Here is a 15689-nt window from a genome sequence, read left to right as displayed (position 1 = left end):
CCCGCCGCCCCCACCCGGCCGCCCCCCGGCCGGGGCGCCCCCAACCCGGCTGGCGGGTGCACGCCGACGGCGACGTCGTCACCGTCGCGGCCGACGGCAATGCCCCGGCCGGCGACGGGCTGGCGGTGGTGCGCGCCGTGGCCGCCGCGGTCTGGGCGGTGCACCCCGACCGGCGCCCGGCCAGCGTTCGGGCCAGCGACGACACGGCGCGCGACGCCCTGCGCCGCTGGTCGCTGACCGAGATCGACTAGCGTTAGAAACGCCATGACGACCGAACCCGACCAGATCCGCGCTCAGATCGATGCGCTGCTCGCCGAGCTGCCGGCGGACACCGAGTCCGATCTCGATGAGATCGCCCGCCGCCTCAACGAAGCGCACGACGTGCTGGTGCACGCGCTGGAATCGGTGGAGAAAGGCTGAGCACCGTGACCCGGCGTGCCCGCGTCGATGCCGAGCTGGTCCGGCGGGGACTGGCCCGATCCCGCCAACAGGCCGCCGAGCTGATCGGGGCCGGCAAGGTGTGCATCGACGGCCTGCCCGCGGCCAAACCGGCGACCGCCGTCGCGGTCACCGCCCACCTCACCGTCGCCGCCGACGGCGAACGTACCTGGGTGTCGCGCGGCGCGCACAAGCTGCTCGGCGCGCTGGACGCCTTCGCGATCAGCGTGCAGGACCGACGCTGCCTGGACGCCGGCGCATCGACCGGCGGGTTCACCGAGGTGTTGCTGGACCGGGGGGCCGCCGAGGTCGTCGCCGCCGACGTCGGCTACGGGCAGCTGGCCTGGTCGCTGCGCTCGGATCCGCGGGTTGCCGTGCTGGAACGAACCAATGTGCGGGCCCTGCAGCCCGACACCATCGGCGGGCCCGTCGACGTGGTGGTGGCCGACCTGTCGTTCATCTCGCTGACCACCGTGTTGCCCGCGCTGACCGGATGCGCGACACCGGACGCCGATATCGTTCCCATGGTGAAGCCGCAGTTTGAGGTCGGAAGGGGACAGGTGGGCGCCGGCGGCGTGGTCGATGACCCGCAATTGCGGACGGCCGCGGTGGTGGGCGTCGCGCAGCGCGCCGAACAGCTGGGCTGGCACACCGTGGGGGTGACCGCCAGCCCGCTGCCCGGGCCGTCCGGCAACGTCGAATACTTCCTGTGGCTGCGCGCCCGCACCGGGTCGCCGCTGACCGGGGACGCCTTGGCGCGGGCCGTCGCGACCGCGGTGGCGGAGGGGCCGCAATGACCGCCGAACGCACCGTCCTGCTGGTCGTCCACACCGGCCGCGAAGAAGCCACCGACACCGCGCGCCGGGTGGAAAAAGTGTTGGGCGACAACGGTATCGCGTTGCGCGTGCTGTCCGCCGAGGCCGTCGACCGCGGACCGCTGCACCTGGCGCCTGACGATATGCGGGCGCTGGGCGTCGACATCGAGGTCGTCGACGCCGACGCGCACGCCGCCCAGGGCTGCGAACTGGTGGTGGTGCTCGGCGGCGACGGCACCTTCCTGCGGGCCGCCGAACTGGCCCGCAACGCCGACATCCCGGTGTTGGGGGTCAACCTGGGCCGGATCGGTTTTTTGGCCGAGGCCGAAGCCGAGACCATCGACACCGTGCTCGACCACGTCATCGCCCGCGACTACCGGGTCGAACAGCGCATGACCCTGGACGTCGTGGTGCGCGCCGACGGGCGGATCATCGACCACGGCTGGGCGCTCAACGAAGCCAGCATGGAAAAGGGGCCGCGGCTCGGGGTGCTCGGCGTGGTCGTCGAGGTCGACGGCCGGCCGGTGTCGACGTTCGGCTGCGACGGGGTGCTGGTGTCGACCCCCACCGGATCCACCGCCTACGCGTTCTCCGCGGGCGGCCCGGTGCTGTGGCCGGACCTGGACGCCATCCTGGTCGTCCCCAACAACGCGCACGCCCTGTTCGCCCGGCCGATGGTGACCAGCCCGGATTCGACCATCGCGATCGAAGTGGAGGCCAGCGGTCACGACGCGCTGGTGTTCTGCGACGGGCGCCGCGACATGCTGGTGCCGGCCGGCGGCCGGCTGGAGGTGACCCGCTGCGACACCCCGGTCAAGTGGGCCCGGCTGGACAGCGCACCGTTCACCGACCGCTTGGTGCGCAAGTTCCGGCTGCCGGTCACGGGTTGGCGCGGGCAGTAACGGTGCTGACCGAAATACGGATCGAGTCGCTGGGCGCCATCAACGTCGCGACCGCCGAATTCGACCGCGGCCTAACCGTTTTGACCGGCGAGACCGGCACCGGCAAGACGATGGTGGTGACCGGGCTGCACCTGCTCGGCGGGGCCCGCGCCGACGCCACCCGGGTCCGGTCCGGGGCCGGTCGCGCGGTGGTGGAGGGCCGGTTTTCCACCACCGAACTCGGCGAGAGCGCGGCCGCCCGGGTCGAGCAGATCCTGGACGCCTCGGGCGCCGACCGCGACGAGGACGGCAGCGTGATCGCGCTGCGCTCGGTCAGCGCCGACGGCCCCTCCCGCGCCTACCTGGGTGGGCGCAGCGTGCCGGCCAAGTCGCTGAGCGACTTCACCACCCGACTGCTCACCCTGCACGGCCAAAACGACCAACTGCGGTTGATGCGCCCGGACGAACAGCGCGGCGCCCTGGACCGGTTCGCGGCCGTCGGCCCGCGCCTGGAGCGCTACCGCAAACTGCGCGACGCCTGGCAGGCGGCGCGGCGCGACCTCATCGACCGCCGCAACCGGGCCCGCGAACTCGCCCAGGAAGCCGACCGGCTGAACTTCGCCCTGCAGGAGATCGACACCGTCGACCCCCAACCGGGCGAAGACGACGCACTGCTCGCCGACATCCGGCGGCTGTCCGAACTCGACGCGCTGCGCGAGGCGGCGTCGACGGCCCGGGCGGCGCTGGCCGGAACCCTGGACGACACGGCGGTGGAGTCGTCGTCGGCCGTGGACGCGCTGGGCCGGGCGAAGTCGCTGCTGGACGCCACCGACGACACGGTGCTGCGGGGGTTGGCCGGGCAGCTGGACGAGGCGCTGACGGTGATCACCGACGCGGCCCGCGAACTCGGCGACTATCTGGGGGAGCTGCCCAGCGACGCCAGCACCTTGGAAACCAAGCTGGCCCGGCAGGCCGAATTGCGCACCCTGACCCGCAAGTACGCCGCCGACATCGACGGGGTGTTGTCCTGGGCCCACGAGTCCCGTGACCGGCTCGCCCAACTCGACGTGTCCGAGGAGGCCCTGGGCGGGTTGCAGCGCCGCGTCGACGAGCTGACCGGCCAGCTCGCCCAGGCCGCCCTCGACCTCAGCAAGGCCCGGCACAAGGCCGCCGCCGGGCTGGCCAAGGCGGTCACCGCCGAGCTGTCCGGGTTGGCGATGAGCGACGCCGAGCTGACCGTCACCGTCACCACCCAGGCCCTGAGCGACCCGAGCGGCGACGACAACCTGGCCGCGCTGCCGCTGCCCTCGGGCGAGGTGGTGCACGCCGGCGCCGACGGCGTCGACCAGGTCGAGTTCGGCTTCACCGCGCACCGCGGCACCACGGTGCTGCCGCTGGCCAAAAGCGCGTCCGGCGGTGAGCTGTCCCGGGTGATGCTGGCGATCGAGGTTGCGCTGGCGACGTCGTCGAAACAGTCGGGCGGCACCACGATGGTGTTCGACGAGGTCGACGCCGGGGTGGGTGGCCGGGCGGCGGTGCAGATCGGCCGGCGGCTGGCCCGGCTGGCCCGCACCCACCAGGTCATCGTGGTGACGCACCTGCCGCAGGTCGCGGCGTACGCCGACGTGCACCTGATGGTCGAGCCCACCGGGCGCGGCGGCGCCAGCGGGGTGCGGCGCCTCGACGGCGACGACCGCGTCGCCGAGCTGGCCCGGATGCTGGCCGGGCTGGGGGAGACCGACACCGCGCGCGCCCATGCCCGCGAACTGTTGGAGGCCGCCCAGGCCGACCGGTAGACCGGTAGCCCGCCGACTGTGCGATCCGATACGCCTGCACCCGCGGTTTGCGGATGAATCCGCACAGTCGGTGCGCAACAGCCGCGCTCGCCGAGACCAACCTGTTACCAGTGTTACACCAGACAACTTCTGGGGCTGGTGTTACGGCGCGCCTCCCGGCCTCCGCGGCCCATTCCCGACAGAATCGCACCCCATGAAGATGTCTGCGCTTCTGTCCCGTAATACGTCGCGGCCCGGTGTCGTCGGCACCGCCCGGGTCGACCGCGATATCGATCGCCTGCTGCGCCGCGTGTGCCCCGGCGACATCGTGGTCCTCGACGTGCTCGACCTGGACCGGATCACCGCCGACGCGCTGGTCGACGCCGCCATCGCCGGCGTGGTCAACGCCTCCCCGTCGATCTCCGGCCGCTACCCCAACCAGGGCCCGGAAGTTCTGGTCGCCAACGGCGTGGCCCTCATCGACGAGGCCGGGCCGACGGTGTTCAAGAAGATCAAGGACGGCGCCAAGATCCGGCTGCACAACGGCGGCGTCTACTCCGGCGACCGCCGCTTGGCGCTCGGCACCGAGCGCAGCGACCTCGACATCACCGAGATGATGCACGAGGCCAAGAGCGGGTTGGTCTCGCACCTGGAAGCCTTCGCCGGCAACACCATCGAGTACATCCGCAGCGAAAGCCCGCTGCTGATCGACGGAATCGGCATCCCCGACATCGACGTCGACCTGCGCCGCCGCCACGTCGTGCTGGTGGCCGACGAGCCGCACGCCGCCGAGGACCTGAAATACCTCAAACCGTTCATCAAGGAGTACCAGCCGGTGCTCATCGGTGTCGGGACCGGGGCCGACGTGCTGCGCAAGGCCGGGTACCGCCCGCAGCTGATCGTCGGCGACCCCGAGCAGCTGTCCGTCGACGTCCTCAAATGCGGTGCGCAGGTGGTGTTACCGGCCGACGCCGACGGCCACGCCCCCGGCCTGGAACGCATCCAGGACCTCGGGGTGGGCGCGATGACGTTCCCGGCCGCCGGGTCGGCGATGGACCTGGCGTTGCTGCTGGCCGACCACCACGGCGCGGCCCTGCTGGTCACCGCCGGCCACACCGCCAGCATCGAGACGTTCTTCGACCGCACCCGCGTGCACAGCAACCCGTCGACATTTCTGACCCGGCTCAAGGTCGGGGAGAAGCTGGTCGACGCCAAAGCGGTGGCCACCCTGTACCGCAACCGGATTTCGGCCGGGGCCATCGCGCTGCTGGTGCTGACCATGCTGATCGCGGTCATCGTCGCATTGTGGGTGTCGCGCACCGACACCGTGGTGCTGCACTGGATCGTGGACTACTGGAACCGGTTCTCCCTGTGGGTGCAGGGCTGGATCACCTAGCGCCGTGATCTCGCTACGTCACCACGCGATTTCGCTGGCCGCGGTGTTCCTGGCGCTGGCGATCGGGGTCGTGCTGGGTTCCGGTCTGCTCTCCGACACGCTGCTGTCCGGGCTGCGCGAGGAGAAGCGGGATCTGCATTCCCAGATCAACGCCCTCAACGACCAGAAGAACGCCCTCAACGAAAAAATCAGCACGGCAAGCGATTTCGATGCGCAGGTGGCGGGCCGGATCGTGCACGACGTGCTGAGCGGCAAGTCGGTGGTGGTGTTTCGCGCCCCGGAGGCCCGCGACGACGACGTCGAGGCGGTGTCGCGGATCATCGGCACCGCCGGCGGCACGGTCAGCGGCACGGTGGGGTTGACCCAGGAGTTCGTCGACGCCAACTCCGCGGAGAAACTGCGCACCGTGGTCAACTCGTCGATCCTGCCGGCCGGCGCCCAGTTGAGCACCAAACTCGTCGACCAAGGCTCGCAGGCCGGGGATCTGCTGGGCATCGCCCTGCTGATCAACCGCGATCCCGCCGTCCCCACCGTCGACGACCTGCAGCGCGAAACCGTGCTGGCCGCGCTGCGCGACACCGGGTTCGTCAGCTACGGGGACCAACACGTCGGCGCGGCCAACGCCGCGGTGGTGATCACCGGCGGGACGCTGGGCGACGACGCCGGCAACAAGGGGGTCAGCGTGGCCCGGTTCGCCGCCGCGCTGGCCCCGCACGGCTCCGGCACCGTGCTGGCCGGCCGCGACGGGTCGTCGTCGGGCACCGCCGCGGTGGCGGTGAGCCGGGCCGACGCCGGCATGTCGTCGGCGGTCAGCACGGTCGACGACGTCGACGTGGAGTCCGGCCGCATCACCGCCGTGCTGGGCCTGGGCGAGCTGATCAGCGGCGGCCGGACCGGCCAATACGGCACCGGCGCCGGCGCCACCGCGCTGACCGTCGCGCAGTAGCGGGCGTGTCAACAACGGCCCGACGGGGTCGGTGTTAAGGTGGGATTCCGTGGGTCGGCAGGCCCCACACCTGCGCCGTCGTCACGGAGGTCGCTGTTGCCAGCATTGCGCAAGCACCCACACACCGCTACCAAGCACCTCTTCGTCAGCGGGGGCGTCGCCTCCTCACTCGGCAAGGGACTGACCGCCAGCAGCCTGGGGCAGCTGCTGACCGCCCGCGGGTTGCAGGTCACCATGCAAAAGCTGGACCCGTACCTCAACGTCGACCCGGGCACCATGAACCCGTTCCAGCACGGTGAGGTCTTCGTCACCGAAGACGGCGCCGAGACCGACCTCGACGTCGGCCACTACGAGCGGTTCCTGGACCGAGACCTCTCCGGCTCGGCGAATGTGACTACCGGCCAGGTGTATTCGTCGGTGATCGCCAAGGAACGCCGCGGCGAGTACCTCGGCGACACGGTGCAGGTGATCCCGCACATCACCGACGAGATCAAAAGCCGGATCCTGGCGATGGCCGAACCGGACGCCCACGGCCGCCGCCCCGACGTCGTCATCACCGAAATCGGCGGCACCGTCGGCGATATCGAGTCCCAGCCGTTTCTGGAGGCCGCCCGGCAGGTCCGCCACGACGTCGGCCGGGACAACGTGTTCTTCCTGCACGTGTCGCTGGTGCCCTACCTGGCGCCGTCCGGTGAGCTCAAAACCAAACCCACCCAGCACTCGGTGGCCGCGCTGCGCAGCATCGGTATCACCCCCGACGCGCTGATCCTGCGCTGCGACCGCGACGTCCCCGAACCGCTGAAGAACAAGATCGCGCTGATGTGCGACGTGGACGTCGACGGGGTGATCTCCACCCCCGACGCGCCGTCGATCTACGACATCCCCAAGGTGCTGCACCGCGAAGAGCTCGACGCGTTCGTGGTGCGCCGGCTGAACCTGCCGTTCCGCGACGTCGACTGGACCGAGTGGGACGACCTGCTGCGCCGGGTCCACGAACCGCATGAAACGGTCCGGATCGCGCTGGTGGGCAAATACATTGACCTGTCCGACGCCTACCTGTCGGTGGCCGAGGCGCTGCGCGCCGGCGGATTCAAGCACCACGCCAAGGTGGAGATCCGCTGGGTGGCCTCCGATGACTGCGAGACGCCCAGCGGCGCGGCCGCGGTGTTGGGCGATGTGCACGGCGTCCTGATCCCGGGCGGGTTCGGGATCCGCGGCATCGAAGGCAAGATCGGCGCCATCTCCTTCGCGCGGGCCAACGGCGTGCCGGTGCTGGGGCTGTGCCTGGGCCTGCAGTGCATCGTGATCGAGGCCGCCCGCTCGGTCGGGATCACCGAAGCCAACTCCGCGGAGTTCGAGCCCGGCACCCCCGACCCGGTGATCGCCACCATGGCCGACCAGGAAGACGTGGTGGCCGGGGAAGCCGACCTCGGCGGCACCATGCGGTTGGGTGCCTACCCGGCGGTGCTGCAGGAGGATTCGCTGGTCGCCCAGGCCTACGAGGCGACCGAGGTCTCCGAACGGCACCGGCACCGCTACGAGGTCAACAACGCCTACCGGGACCGGATCGCGGCGAGCGGTCTGCGGTTTTCCGGCACCTCGCCGGACGGGCATCTGGTGGAGTTCGTCGAATACCCCCCGTCGGTTCACCCGTTCATCGTCGGCACCCAGGCGCACCCGGAGCTGAAGAGTCGCCCCACCCGCCCGCATCCGCTGTTCGCCGCGTTCGTCGGGGCCGCCATCGACTACAAGGCGGCCGAACGGCTGCCGGTGGAGATCCCCGAACAGCACCCCAACGGCAACGAGCACCACGGCGGCGTCGCGGCGCCTCTGCAAGAGCCAGCCGCCCGTGGCTGAGCACGTCTTCGAGACCGTCTCGTCGCAGATCCTGCACCAGGGAAAGATTTTCGCGCTGCGCGCCGACCAGGTGCGGATGCCGGGCGACACCGTCGTCACCCGCGAAGTCGTCGAACACTTCGGTGCGGTGGCGGTGGTCGCGCTCGACGACGACCACAACATCCCGCTGATCTACCAGTACCGGCATCCGTTGGGGCGGCGACTGTGGGAGCTGCCCGCCGGGCTGCTCGACATGCACGGCGAGGCACCGCATCTCACCGCCGCCCGGGAACTGCAGGAAGAGGCCGGTCTGGCGGCGCGCACCTGGCAGACGCTGGTCGACCTGGACTCGACGCCCGGGTTCAGCGACGAGTCGGTGCGGGTGTATTTGGCCACCGGACTTTATGAGGTGGACCGCCCCGAGGCCCACCACGAAGAAGCCGACCTCACCCTGAAGTGGTATCCGCTCGACGAGGCCGTCCGCGACGTGTTCCGCGGCGAAGTCGTCAACTCCATTGCGGTGTCCGGAATTTTGGCCGCGCACGCGGTCAGCCAGGGGGTGGCGCAGCCGCGGCCGGTGGACGCGCCCTGGATTGACAAGCCGACGTCGTTCGCCGCGCGGCAGGCCGGGCCGTGACCACGGTGGCCTCGCCGCCCCTGCAGTCGCAGCTGCAGGGCTATCTGGACCACCTGACCATCGAGCGCGGCGTGGCCGCCAACACCTTGAGCTCCTATCGCCGCGACCTGCGTCGCTACGCCGAGCACCTGGCCGTGCGCGGCATCGACGATCTGGCCCAGGTCAGCGAAACCGACGTCAGCGACTTTTTGGTGGCGCTGCGCCAGGGCGACCCCGACGCCGGGCTGTCGGCGCTGTCGGCGGTGTCGGCGGCGCGCGCGCTGATCGCGGTGCGCGGCCTGCACCGGTTCGCCGCCGCGGAGGGCATGACCGCGCTGGACGTCGCGCGGGCGGTCAAACCGCCGACCCCCAGCCGGCGGCTGCCCAAAAGCCTGACCGTCGACGAGGTGCTGGCGCTGCTGGACGGCGCCGGCGGCGACAGCCCGTCCGACGGCCCGTTGGCGCTGCGCAACCGGGCGCTGCTGGAACTGCTGTACTCCACCGGATCCCGGATCTCGGAGGCCGTCGGCCTCGACGTCGACGACATCGACACCCAGGCCCGGTCGGTGCTGCTGCGCGGCAAGGGCGGCAAGCAGCGGCTGGTGCCGGTGGGGCGCCCCGCGGTGGCCGCGCTGGACGCTTATCTGGTGCGGGGCCGCCCGGAGCTGGCGCGCCGCGGCCGCGGCACCCCGGCGATCTTCCTCAACGCGCGCGGCGGCCGGCTGTCGCGGCAAAGCGCTTGGCAGGTGCTGCAGGACGCCGCCGCGCGGGCCGGCATCACCGCCGCGGTGTCCCCGCACACGCTGCGGCACTCGTTTGCCACCCACCTGCTCGACGGCGGCGCCGACGTGCGCGTCGTGCAGGAACTGCTCGGCCACGCCTCGGTGACCACCACCCAGATCTACACGCTGGTCACCGTGCACGCGCTGCGGGAAGTGTGGGCCGAAGCCCACCCGCGGGCGCACTGATCTCCGCGGGATCTCCGCGAGCGTGCGTGTCCCCGGCCGACACGCCGAGGAAATTCCCGGGTCTACGCACGCTCGCGCCGCCCCGGTCGGCGCCGAAAAGTCGAGTAGCGGCTTACTCTAGGCAATTGCACCCGGCCGACGGGATTCTCAAGCACATCCGGCCTCGACTGCCGGGCTGCGGACGAACCGGAGGTGCGCGATGCCGACGACGCGGTTGCTGACCCTCGGTTACGGCGCGATGAGCTACGTCATCTTCCTTGCCGCCTTCCTGTATGCGATCGGCTTCGTCGGCGGTATCGCGGTGCCGCGCAGCGTCGACTCCGGTGTGGCCGCGCCGGCCGGGCAAGCGGTGGCCGTCGACGTGGCGCTGCTCGGCCTGTTCGCCGTCCAGCACAGCGTGATGGCCCGCCCGGCATTCAAACGGTGGTGGACGCGCTTCGTCCCACCCGCCGTCGAGCGCAGCACCTATGTCCTGATGTCGAGCCTGGCGCTGTTTCTGCTGTATTGGCAGTGGCGGACCTTGCCGGCGCTGGTGTGGGACGTGACCTCACCCGCGGCCCGGGTCGGCCTACACGCCCTGTTTTGGCTGGGCTGGGCGACGGTGTTCGCCGGCACGTTCATGATCAACCACTTCGACCTGTTCGGGTTGCGGCAGGTGTATCTGGCCTGGCGCGGTGAGCCCTACACCGACCTCGGATTTCGTACCTCGCTGTTGTATCGGGTGGTGCGGCACCCGCTCATGCTGGGCTTCATCGTCGCGTTTTGGGCGACCCCGACCATGACGGCCGGGCATCTGCTGTTCGCGACCGCGACCACCAGCTACATCCTGCTAGCGCTGCAGTTCGAAGAACACGACCTGATCGCGGCGCTGGGCGATCAGTACCGCGACTATAAGCGCCGAGTGCCCATGCTGCTGCCGTGGCCACACCGCCATCCGGAAGCCACGCCGCCCAAGATCGGGCCCAGCGCAGCGTAAGTCGCGGGCGCCCCTCCTCGCATTGGCGTGGATCGCGCCGGTGCTCACCCGCGGCTACGCTCGATCCAGAGCACGTCGGGAGGAGGCGGACGGCATGACTAGCGCCCAGTTGCCCAGGCTGCTATCCCTTGAGGATTGGGACGCTCTCCCCGACGTCGTGATCACTCGAACCGAGGGCTCACCACGACGTCTGCACGGCCCGGAAGTGCTGGTGGCGATCGAGGTCATCTCACCGGGTTCGCGACGGACCGACACCGTCACCAAGCGATCCGAATACGCCGAGGCCGGCATCGAGCACTACTGGATCGTCGACCTCGGCCCGCCGGTGACACTGACCGCACTGCGCCTCGCCGGCACGATCGGTTACCAGGAATCACCCGCCGTCACCGGCAGCTTCACGACGAGTGCTCCGGTCCCGCTGCGCCTGGACCTCGACGGGCTAACCGCGCGATAGGCCCCCGCTCGCCAGGGTGCGCAAAATGCCAGTTTCAGCGCGGCGGAGCCGTCATTTTGCGCACGCTCGCGCAGCGATACAGCGCTACCTAGCCCAGATACTCCGACTCCAGCACCAGATCGTGCAGCAGGGTCTGGTATTCGAGATGCGCCTTGTGTTCGACGGTGTTCCACCGGGTGCCCTGCTGGTCGCGCATGTAGGCGCGGTACTTCGGGGCGCCGGGCACCTTGACGTTGTCGGCGACCACGATCGCGCCGGCATGCAGCCAGCCGCGGTCGACGATGCTGTGCAGGTCGGGCAGGTAGGCGTCCTTGTCGTGGTCGAGGAACAGGAAGTCCAATGCGCCGGCGGTAAAACCATGCTCGGCCGCCAGCGCATCCAGGGTGCGCCCGCCGTCGCCGATGGTGCCGACCACACACGTCACCCGGTCGGCCACGCCCGCGTGCGCCCAGATCTGCCGGGCGTTGACGGCGTTGGCCTCGGCCAGCTCGACGGAGTACACCTTGGCGGCCGGGGCGGCGCGGGCGATCCGCAGCGCCCCGTATCCGCAGTAGGTGCCCAGTTCCAGCGCCAGCTTGGGGTCGGCGCGGCGGACCGCGGCATCGAGCAGGGCGCCCTTCTCGTCGCCGACGTTGATCAGCATCGACTCCTCGTAGGCGAACTTGTCGATGGTGGCCAAGACGTCGTCGATGTCGCCAGCGCGCGCGTTGGCCAGCACGTACGCGACGGCCGCGGCTTCGCGTCCGTCGCCGATCTGTCCGGTGGTGACGATGTTGCGGGTCCCGGAGCCGGCCATCCGCAGCACCGACCACCGCAGGAAGGGCAACCGCCGTTTGAGCGTCATGATGGACAGCGTAGGCAGCACCGACTCGGATCGGTCGGCCACCTTGCCCGCGGGTCTGCCACTGTCGACCTGTCTGCGCGGTTAGACTTGCCCGGATGTTCGCCTTGTCCGCACGTGGTCTGGCCTGGGACGGTCGGGTATGACCGACCGGGCCGACGACGACGATGCCGGCGTCAGCCGGGATCCAGGAGCGGCGCCGGCGGGCAGCGGCGACACCGGCCCCGAGATCGGTCTGACCGGTCGGCCGCCGCGGCACACCCCGGAGCCGGCCCCGCGCACTTCCCACGGTCCGGCCCAGGTCATCGCCATGTGCAACCAGAAGGGCGGGGTCGGCAAGACCACCTCGACGATCAACCTGGGTGCCGCGCTGGCCGAGTACGGCCGCCGGGTGCTGCTGGTGGACCTGGATCCGCAGGGCGCGTTGTCGGCCGGCCTGGGCGTGCCGCACTACGAGCTGGACCACACCATCCACAACCTGCTGGTGGAGCCGCGGGTCTCCATCGACGACGTGCTGATGCACACCCGGGTCCGGCACATGGACCTGGTGCCGTCCAACATCGACCTGTCCGCCGCCGAGATTCAGCTGGTCAACGAGGTGGGTCGGGAACAATCCCTGCACCGCGCGCTGCACCCGGTGCTGGACCGCTACGACTACGTGCTGATCGACTGCCAGCCGTCGCTGGGACTGCTCACCGTCAACGGGCTGGCCTGCGCCGACGGCGTCATCATCCCCACCGAATGCGAGTACTTCAGCCTGCGCGGGTTGGCGCTGCTCACCGACACCGTCGAGAAGGTGCGCGACCGGCTCAACCCCAAGCTGACCATCAGCGGCATCCTGGTCACCCGCTATGACCCGCGCACGGTGAACTCCCGCGAGGTCATGGCCCGGGTGGTGGAACGCTTCGGTGACCTGGTGTTCGACACGGTGATCACCCGCACCGTGCGTTTCCCGGAAACCAGCGTCGCCGGGGAGCCCATCACCACGTGGGCGCCCAAATCAGGCGGTGCCGAGGCCTACCGCGCGCTGGCGCGCGAGGTCATCGACCGATTCGGCGCGTGAGCAGTCCCGACACATCCACGCAGGGCGGCTTCCAGGTCAGACTGACCAATTTCGAGGGGCCGTTCGACCTGCTGCTGCAGCTGATCTTCGCGCACCGCCTCGACGTCACCGAGGTGGCGCTGCACCAGGTCACCGACGACTTCATCGCCTACACCCGGGAGATCGGCCCCACCTTGGGGTTGGAGGAGACGACGGCGTTCCTGGTGATCGCCGCCACCCTGCTCGACCTCAAGGCGGCCCGGCTGCTGCCGGCCGGGCAGGTCGACGACGAAGAGGATCTGGCGCTGCTGGAGGTCCGTGACCTGCTGTTCGCCCGGCTGCTGCAGTACCGGGCCTTCAAACACGTCGCGCAGATGTTCGCGGAGCTGGAGGCGGCGGCGCTGCGCAGCTATCCGCGGGCGGTGGCGCTCGAGAAGCGGTTCGCCGACCTGCTGCCCGAGGTGATGCTGGGCGTCGACGCCGAGCGGTTCGCCCAGATCGCGGCGGCCGCGTTCACCCCACGGCCGGTGCCGACCGTGGCCACCGAGCATCTGCACGAGCTGATGGTGTCCGTGCCCGAGCAGGCCGGACACCTGTTGACGCTGCTGGAGGCCCGCGGCCAGGGCCAGTGGGCGTCGTTCGCCGACCTGGTGGCCGACTGCGGTGCGCCGATCGAGATCGTCGGGCGCTTCCTGGCGCTGCTCGAACTGTATCGGGCGCGGGCGGTAGCATTCGATCAACCAGAACCACTTGGTGTGCTCCAGGTTTCGTGGACCGGAGAACGTCCGACCAACGAAGACCTAGTGAAAGACCACTCATGACCAGCCCCGACGACAACCTTGACGCCGATCTGGGCATCGACGTCGCCACCGCGCCCGAGCTGGAAGACGCCGAGCTGGGGGCGGTGCTGGAGGCCTTGCTGCTGGTGGTGGACACCCCGGTGACGGTCGACGCGCTGGCCATGGCCACCGAGCAGCCGGTGTACCGGATCGTGGCGAAGCTGCGGTTGATGGCCGAGGAACTCGCCGAACGCGGCAGCGGCATCGACCTGCGGGAGGCCGGCGGCGGCTGGCGGCTGTACACCCGCGCCCGGTTCGCGCCGTATGTGGAGCGGCTGCTGCTGGACGGTTCGCGTTCGAAGCTGACCCGCGCCGCCCTGGAGACGCTGGCGGTGGTGGCCTACCGCCAGCCGGTGACCCGGGCCCGGGTCAGCGCGGTGCGCGGGGTGAACGTCGATGCGGTGATGCGCACCCTGCTGGCCCGCGGGCTGATCACCGAGGCCGGCAACGACCCCGACACCGGGGCGGTGACGTTCGCCACCACCGAGCTGTTTTTGGAGCGGCTGGGGTTGTCGTCGCTGGAGGAGCTGCCCGATATCGCGCCGTTGCTGCCCGACGTCGACGTGATCGACGACCTCAGCGAATCACTGGATTCCGAGCCACGTTTCATGAAACTCGGTGGTGGGCCGGCTCCGGATCAACCGCTCACCTTCGACGTGGACCACGACTGATGGCCGACTCCGAGGGTGTGCGCCTGCAAAAAGTGTTGTCCCAGGCCGGGGTTGCTTCGCGACGGGTGGCCGAGAAGATGATCATCGACGGGCGCGTCGAGGTGGACGGGCAGCTGGTGACCGAGTTGGGCACCCGGGTCGACCCGAGCGTGTCGGTGATCCGGGTGGACGGCGCGCGGGTGAGCGTGGACGACTCGCAGGTGTATCTGGCGCTGAACAAGCCGCGCGGGATGCATTCGACGATGTCGGATGATCGGGGGCGCCCGTGCATCGGTGACCTGGTCGAGCATCGGGTTCGCGGAAACGCCAAGCTGTTTCATGTCGGGCGGTTGGACGCCGACACCGAAGGCCTGATGCTGTTGACCAATGACGGCGAGCTGGCGCACCGGCTGATGCACCCGTCCTACCAGGTTTCCAAGACGTATGTGGCCACGGTGCCGGGGACGGTGCCGCGGGGGCTGGGCAAGAAGCTGCGGGCCGGTATCGACCTCGACGACGGTCCGGTGCGGGTCGACGACTTCGCGGTGGTCGACGCCGTTCCTGGCAGGACGCTGGTGCGGGTGACCCTGCACGAGGGCCGCAAACGCATCGTGCGTCGGCTGCTGGCCGCGGTCGGATATCCGGTGCAGGAGCTGGTGCGCACCGACATCGGTGCGGTGTCGCTGGGGGAGCAGCGGCCCGGCAGCATCCGGGTGTTGAACCGCAAAGAAATCGGGGAACTCTACAAGGCGGTGGGTCTGTGACTAGTTTGGCCGTCGCCGTCGACGGTCCCGCGGGGACCGGAAAGTCTTCGGTGTCACGGGGTTTGGCGCGCGCGCTGGGTGCGCGCTACCTGGACACCGGGGCGATGTACCGGATCGTGACGTTGGCGGTGCTGCGCGCCGGGATCGACGCGGCCGACGCCGCCGCCGTCGCCGAGCTGGCCCAGAAGGTGCAGCTGTCCGTCGGCGACGATCCCGACGAAGACCGCGCCTACCTTGCCGGAGAAGACGTTTCGGCGGAGATCCGCGGCGACACGGTCACCGGGGCGGTGTCGGCGGTGTCGGCGGTGCCGGCGGTGCGGACCCGGCTGGTGGCGTTGCAGCGCGAGTTGGCGGCCGGGCCGGGCAGCGTCGTGGTGGAGGGCCGCGATATCGGCACCGTGGTGTTGCCGGATGCCCCGGTGAAGATCTTCTTGACCGCCTCCGCGGAGACC

At 70.3% G+C, this 15689-nt stretch carries 17 protein-coding genes and 1 pseudogene; 17 read left to right on the top strand and 1 reads right to left on the bottom strand.

What is annotated here, in order from left to right:
* The 12 genes and pseudogenes from BKN37_RS19955 to BKN37_RS19905 form a co-directional block, all read left to right on the top strand.
* Positions 1–251: pseudogene (locus BKN37_RS19955) on the top strand (HAD-IIA family hydrolase); the annotation flags it as partial.
* A 13-nt stretch (positions 252–264) separates the two neighbouring features.
* Positions 265–420, top strand: a complete 156-nt coding sequence (locus BKN37_RS29290; RefSeq protein ID WP_095407143.1) for a hypothetical protein — start codon at positions 265–267, stop codon at positions 418–420.
* A gap of 5 nt (positions 421–425) precedes the next feature.
* A complete protein-coding gene (locus BKN37_RS19950) occupies positions 426–1235 on the top strand; it encodes a TlyA family RNA methyltransferase (protein ID WP_071028696.1) in 810 nt (269 codons plus the stop codon).
* On the top strand, positions 1232–2155 hold the full coding sequence (locus BKN37_RS19945; protein ID WP_071028695.1) for an NAD kinase: 924 nt from the start codon (positions 1232–1234) through the stop codon (positions 2153–2155). Before BKN37_RS19950 ends, BKN37_RS19945 begins: the two co-directional genes overlap by 4 nt.
* A 2-nt stretch (positions 2156–2157) precedes the next feature.
* Positions 2158–3930, top strand: coding sequence for a DNA repair protein RecN (gene recN / locus BKN37_RS19940; protein WP_071028694.1), 1773 nt, complete (start codon positions 2158–2160; stop codon positions 3928–3930).
* 193 nt (positions 3931–4123) lie between these two features.
* Positions 4124–5305 (top strand): putative cytokinetic ring protein SteA, encoded by a 1182-nt coding sequence (gene steA / locus BKN37_RS19935; RefSeq protein WP_071028693.1) that lies wholly within the window; start codon positions 4124–4126, stop codon positions 5303–5305.
* Positions 5306–5309: 4 nt separating this feature from the next.
* The gene (locus BKN37_RS19930) at positions 5310–6251 is read left to right on the top strand and encodes a copper transporter (protein WP_071028692.1); all 942 of its coding nucleotides are present in this window, start codon (positions 5310–5312) and stop codon (positions 6249–6251) included.
* 105 nt (positions 6252–6356) lie between these two features.
* The gene (locus BKN37_RS19925) at positions 6357–8108 is read left to right on the top strand and encodes a CTP synthase (RefSeq protein ID WP_071028691.1); all 1752 of its coding nucleotides are present in this window, start codon (positions 6357–6359) and stop codon (positions 8106–8108) included.
* Positions 8101–8724 (top strand): NUDIX domain-containing protein, encoded by a 624-nt coding sequence (locus BKN37_RS19920; protein WP_071028690.1) that lies wholly within the window; start codon positions 8101–8103, stop codon positions 8722–8724. The genes BKN37_RS19925 and BKN37_RS19920 overlap by 8 nt, the downstream gene beginning before the upstream one ends.
* Positions 8721–9671, top strand: coding sequence for a site-specific tyrosine recombinase XerD (gene xerD, locus BKN37_RS19915; RefSeq protein ID WP_071028689.1), 951 nt, complete (start codon positions 8721–8723; stop codon positions 9669–9671). The genes BKN37_RS19920 and xerD overlap by 4 nt, the downstream gene beginning before the upstream one ends.
* 199 nt (positions 9672–9870) lie before the next feature.
* Positions 9871–10647 carry a methanethiol S-methyltransferase gene (gene mddA / locus BKN37_RS19910; RefSeq protein ID WP_071028688.1) on the top strand — a complete coding sequence of 259 codons (777 nt, stop codon included), beginning with the start codon at positions 9871–9873 and terminating at the stop codon, positions 10645–10647.
* 94 nt (positions 10648–10741) lie between these two features.
* Positions 10742–11101: a Uma2 family endonuclease gene (locus BKN37_RS19905; RefSeq protein ID WP_083341916.1), complete on the top strand. Its 360-nt coding sequence runs from the start codon at positions 10742–10744 to the stop codon at positions 11099–11101.
* Positions 11102–11189: 88 nt separating this feature from the next.
* Here the strand turns inward: BKN37_RS19905 and BKN37_RS19900 are convergent, their stop codons facing one another.
* Positions 11190–11945 carry an O-methyltransferase gene (locus BKN37_RS19900; protein ID WP_071028701.1) on the bottom strand — a complete coding sequence of 252 codons (756 nt, stop codon included), beginning with the start codon at positions 11943–11945 and terminating at the stop codon, positions 11190–11192.
* A 139-nt stretch (positions 11946–12084) separates the two neighbouring features.
* Between BKN37_RS19900 and BKN37_RS19895 the strand changes: the two genes are divergently transcribed.
* The 5 genes from BKN37_RS19895 to cmk all read left to right on the top strand — a co-directional run.
* Positions 12085–13005, top strand: a complete 921-nt coding sequence (locus BKN37_RS19895) for a ParA family protein (RefSeq protein WP_083341915.1) — start codon at positions 12085–12087, stop codon at positions 13003–13005.
* The gene (locus BKN37_RS19890; RefSeq protein WP_071028700.1) at positions 12993–13805 is read left to right on the top strand and encodes a segregation/condensation protein A; all 813 of its coding nucleotides are present in this window, start codon (positions 12993–12995) and stop codon (positions 13803–13805) included. Before BKN37_RS19895 ends, BKN37_RS19890 begins: the two co-directional genes overlap by 13 nt.
* A complete protein-coding gene (gene scpB, locus BKN37_RS19885; RefSeq protein ID WP_071028687.1) occupies positions 13802–14494 on the top strand; it encodes an SMC-Scp complex subunit ScpB in 693 nt (230 codons plus the stop codon). The genes BKN37_RS19890 and scpB overlap by 4 nt, the downstream gene beginning before the upstream one ends.
* A complete protein-coding gene (locus tag BKN37_RS19880; protein ID WP_071028686.1) occupies positions 14494–15237 on the top strand; it encodes a pseudouridine synthase in 744 nt (247 codons plus the stop codon). The genes scpB and BKN37_RS19880 overlap by 1 nt, the downstream gene beginning before the upstream one ends.
* On the top strand, positions 15234–15689 hold a 456-nt coding region (gene cmk, locus BKN37_RS19875), incomplete at its 3' end, for a (d)CMP kinase (RefSeq protein ID WP_071028698.1). The genes BKN37_RS19880 and cmk, both read left to right, overlap by 4 nt.

The organism is Mycobacterium talmoniae (genome assembly GCF_001854525.1).
GTDB lineage: Bacteria > Actinomycetota > Actinomycetes > Mycobacteriales > Mycobacteriaceae > Mycobacterium > Mycobacterium talmoniae.
The sequence above is the reverse complement of the archived record's forward strand: the minus strand, read 5'-3'. Positions and strand labels throughout refer to the sequence as shown.

Coding starts and splice junctions, on each gene's coding strand:
- BKN37_RS19895 (WP_083341915.1), top strand. CDS start 12,085: ATGACCGACCGGGCCGACGACGACGATGCCGGCGTCAGCCGGGATCCA.
- BKN37_RS29290 (WP_095407143.1), top strand. CDS start 265: ATGACGACCGAACCCGACCAGATCCGCGCTCAGATCGATGCGCTGCTC.
- steA (WP_071028693.1), top strand. CDS start 4,124: ATGAAGATGTCTGCGCTTCTGTCCCGTAATACGTCGCGGCCCGGTGTC.
- BKN37_RS19945 (WP_071028695.1), top strand. CDS start 1,232: ATGACCGCCGAACGCACCGTCCTGCTGGTCGTCCACACCGGCCGCGAA.
- mddA (WP_071028688.1), top strand. CDS start 9,871: ATGCCGACGACGCGGTTGCTGACCCTCGGTTACGGCGCGATGAGCTAC.
- BKN37_RS19900 (WP_071028701.1), bottom strand. CDS start 11,945: ATGACGCTCAAACGGCGGTTGCCCTTCCTGCGGTGGTCGGTGCTGCGG.
- scpB (WP_071028687.1), top strand. CDS start 13,802: ATGACCAGCCCCGACGACAACCTTGACGCCGATCTGGGCATCGACGTC.
- BKN37_RS19880 (WP_071028686.1), top strand. CDS start 14,494: ATGGCCGACTCCGAGGGTGTGCGCCTGCAAAAAGTGTTGTCCCAGGCC.
- BKN37_RS19905 (WP_083341916.1), top strand. CDS start 10,742: ATGACTAGCGCCCAGTTGCCCAGGCTGCTATCCCTTGAGGATTGGGAC.